The following is a 3,650-nucleotide window of genomic DNA, read 5'->3' on the forward strand; positions in this document are numbered from 1 at the left end:
TTTATATCCTTAAGCACTTTTTTTTAGCACTCCCCGATAATAATTCATTAAGACCTATGAAACTACCACGAGATAAAAATCAAATCGATTAATGATTGAATTTAGTTAGCCATTCTATTAATTTTTAAAGAACTTTATAGGTCAATACTTACCCATGCGTAAAAAAATTACATCTTGGATCAAAATCATTTTTTTATTGATTTACCTGCAGTCCTGTAAATCGACAACGGCATTAATGAAACAGGAAGCCACTCTGGCCGACAAGATGGGAAGCAAACAAACAGAATACTTATTCAACAGAATTAAAGAGATTGCTAAAGTGGGTTATGCATTTGGACACCAGGATGCCACAGCATATGGAATGGGCTGGAAAAACGATGGAAGTATGAAAAGAAGTGATGTTCATGATGTCACCGGAGAATATCCTGCCGTTTACGGCTTTGAATTAGGACACATAGAATTGGGTCATTCAATAAATCTTGATACCGTAAATTTTGAACTAATGCAAAGGCTCATTCAAAGAGCGCATAGGGCGAAGGGCATCATAACCTTAAGCTGGCATCCCGATAACCCGGTATCAAAAAAAAGTGCCTGGGATACTACCCCTGCGGTTCCTGAAATACTTAAAGGGGGGAGTCTACACGAAAAATATAAGGAATGGCTCTTTAATCTGGCGAACTTTATGAACGGACTTAAAGATGATTCGGGCAATGACATTCCTGTCGTTTTCAGGCCATTTCATGAAATGAACGGCAACTGGTTCTGGTGGGGAAATGGCCATTGCAGCCCGGAAGAATATATTAATCTTTGGAGAGAAACCTTTGATATTCTTACCAAAGAGTATAATGTTCACAATATACTTTATGCCTACTCCCCTAATACTTTAGAAAAAACAGAGGATTATCTTAAGTATTATCCTGGCGATTTATATGTAGATATATTGGGAATAGACATCTATCAACACAGTAACTCTGAAGAGTTTATAAACGCCCTTAAAAAGGATATTAGTCTGCTGCAAAAAGTAGCATCCGATAAAAACAAACCATATGCTCTTTCCGAAGCAGGCTTAAATGAAATCCCAATTGCCAACTGGTGGACAAAAGTTCTTGATCCATATATAGCAAAAAGCGGGATCAGCTGGGCCTTATTTTGGAGAAATGCATGGCCGAACCATTACTATGTACCCTATATTGGACAGGTCAGTGCATCAGATTTTATTTTATTTAAAAATTTACCACATGTCTTATTTCTGAATGATGTCAAAAAAATCAGGTAACAACAACCAGAAACCATCAAAGGATGCCCAGATAAAGTATGACACTTTTATAAAACAATCAACTAAGGAGCTTGAGAATATTCTAAATTTTTTGCAATTAAATACGATAGATAGTTCCTATGGTGGATTTTATGGAAGGCGTGATCATTTTAACAAGCTCATCCCCAAGGCTGAAAAAGGAATAATTCTTAATACACGGATTCTTTGGTCTTTTTCAGCAGCGGGAAATTTTTATGGAAACACTCAATATCTGGAGATTTGTAAGAGGGCTTTTTCTTATTTAAAAGATAAATTTAAAGATGAAGAATATGGCGGAGTATATTGGATGGTGGATTACAAAGGTTTCCCGTCTGTCACAAGAAAACAAACTTACGCTCAGGCCTTTGCAATTTATTCCCTTTCTGAATACTATAAATATTCCCTGAACCGTGTTGCCCTGGATTGGGCAATGGAAATTTTTTATCAACTAGAAAAAGTAGCTCTGGATGTTAATTTGGGAGGGTATATTGAATCCTTTAAACGCGATTGGCAGCCCATTGAAGATATGCGACTCAGTGAAAAGGATCTCAATGCCAGTAAGACCATGAATACCCATTTGCACATTCTTGAGGCCTATACTACCTTATTTGAAGTTTGCGGAAATGAAAAAGTAGGTATTGCTCTCGAGCATTTAATTCATTTGATTTTAAAAAGATTTTTGACGGAAGATTTTCACTTTAGATTATTTTTTAGCAACGACTGGAACTCTTTATCTACTGAAGTTTCTTATGGCCATGATATAGAAGCCGCATGGTTATTAGTGAATGCCGCTCGTAAATTAGGGAACAAAGACCTGATATTGTCTACAGAAACCAATGCAATTTCCATTGCCGATTCCTTTCTAATGCAGGCGTTGGATAAAGATTTTGGGGTTTATAACAATATAGATCTTCATAGCATGAAAATAGACACTGATAAACACTGGTGGCCACAGGCAGAAGCTGTTGTTGGCTTAATGTATGTCTGGGAGATAACAGGTTTAAATAAATACCTAAACAATGCTTTAAAGATCTGGAACTTTATCGATCAGGTAATTCTAGACAAGATTAATGGGGAATGGTTTTTTAGAGTAAATAAGGATGGCGTACCTTACAGGAATGAAAACAAGGTCGGGCCATGGAAATGTCCCTATCACAACAGCAGGGCCTGTATGGAAATTGTAGGGTTATTGAAACAGCCTGATTTGAACTAAAAACCAAAATAATTTAAACAAATGAAAACAAGTATCCGATTATTGCTAATTTTTTGTTTTTTAACGGCTATTTCCTGTAAGGAGGATAATAAAGAAAAACCTAAGGCAACGGTTAGTGAGGCTGATATGTGGATGCTTGGATTCGAAAAAACGGATATAAATCCTATTATGACCGCAGATTCAAGTTATGTTTTCGTGGATCCGGTGACCAATGAAGATGTTCAATGGCAAAAAGCCGATGTATTTAATCCTGCAGCCATAGTGCGGAATGACACCGTTTTTATGCTCTTTAGGGCCGAGGATAACCCTGAAGCCGTTTTGGGAGGAAGAACTTCCCGCATAGGTCTTGCATACAGTACAGATGGAATAAATTTCAGTAAATATCCGGAACCTGTTTTATATCCTAAAGATGATGAATTTCGCAAATGGGATTACCCGGGGGGAATTGAAGATCCCAGAGTTGTAGAAATGCCCGACGGGACTTATTTAATGATGTATACAAGCTGGAATAATGATGTGGCCCGATTATCGAGTGCTACATCAAAAGACCTGAAGAATTGGACCAAGCAGGGGCCGGTTTTTGAAAATTTTCAAGAAGGGAAGTTTAATAAAATCTGGAGTAAATCCGGATCAGTAGTAACAGAGTTGAAAAATGGACGGTTAATCGCTAAAAAAGTAAATGGAAAATTTTTAATGTATTGGGGAGAGCTATTTGTCAATTTAGCGCAATCTGATGACGGCATCGATTGGGAACCCTATTTGGACAAAAAAGGTGAATTATTGCATGTATTCAATCCTACTATTGGTGAATTTGATAGTCATTTAACTGAACCCGGACCACCTGCCCTTTATACGGAGAATGGAATACTCTTGCTTTACAATGGTAAAAACCTAAGTGGAGAAGGAGCCAGCAAAAAAGTAGCTGAAGGCACTTATTGCGGAGGTCAGGCATTGTTTGATATTAAGGACCCATCCCAGCTTATCAATAGACTTCAGGAACCATTTATATGCCCAAGCCTTCCGCATGAAACAAGTGGGCAATATAAAGCTGGAACTACTTTTATTGAAGGATTAGTTTATTATAAAAGCAAGTGGATACTGTACTACGGCACGGCAGACTCGATGGTGGGTGTAGCCATAAAG

Annotated in this window: 3 protein-coding genes; all 3 read left to right on the forward strand. The window is 37.6% G+C overall.

Annotated features, from left to right (window positions below):
• Positions 1-235 precede the first annotated feature (235 nt).
• Positions 236-1,276 (forward strand): glycoside hydrolase family 26 protein, encoded by a 1,041-nt coding sequence (locus WBN20_RS16520; protein WP_424282481.1) that lies wholly within the window; start codon positions 236-238, stop codon positions 1,274-1,276.
• Positions 1,254-2,507, forward strand: coding sequence for an AGE family epimerase/isomerase (locus WBN20_RS16525; RefSeq protein ID WP_424282482.1), 1,254 nt, complete (start codon positions 1,254-1,256; stop codon positions 2,505-2,507). The genes WBN20_RS16520 and WBN20_RS16525 overlap by 23 nt, the downstream gene beginning before the upstream one ends.
• A gap of 21 nt (positions 2,508-2,528) precedes the next feature.
• A partial coding sequence (locus tag WBN20_RS16530; RefSeq protein WP_424282483.1) for a glycoside hydrolase family 130 protein occupies positions 2,529-3,650 on the forward strand: 1,122 nt, incomplete at its 3' end.

The organism is Eudoraea sp., from assembly GCF_049665975.1.
In the GTDB taxonomy this organism is placed as follows: Bacteria; Bacteroidota; Bacteroidia; order Flavobacteriales; family Flavobacteriaceae; genus Eudoraea.

What these genes read in the sequence shown, in the direction of transcription:
- WBN20_RS16525 (WP_424282482.1), top strand. Translation starts at nt 1,254, where the DNA reads ATGATGTCAAAAAAATCAGGTAACAACAACCAGAAACCATCAAAGGAT.
- WBN20_RS16520 (WP_424282481.1), top strand. Translation starts at nt 236, where the DNA reads ATGAAACAGGAAGCCACTCTGGCCGACAAGATGGGAAGCAAACAAACA.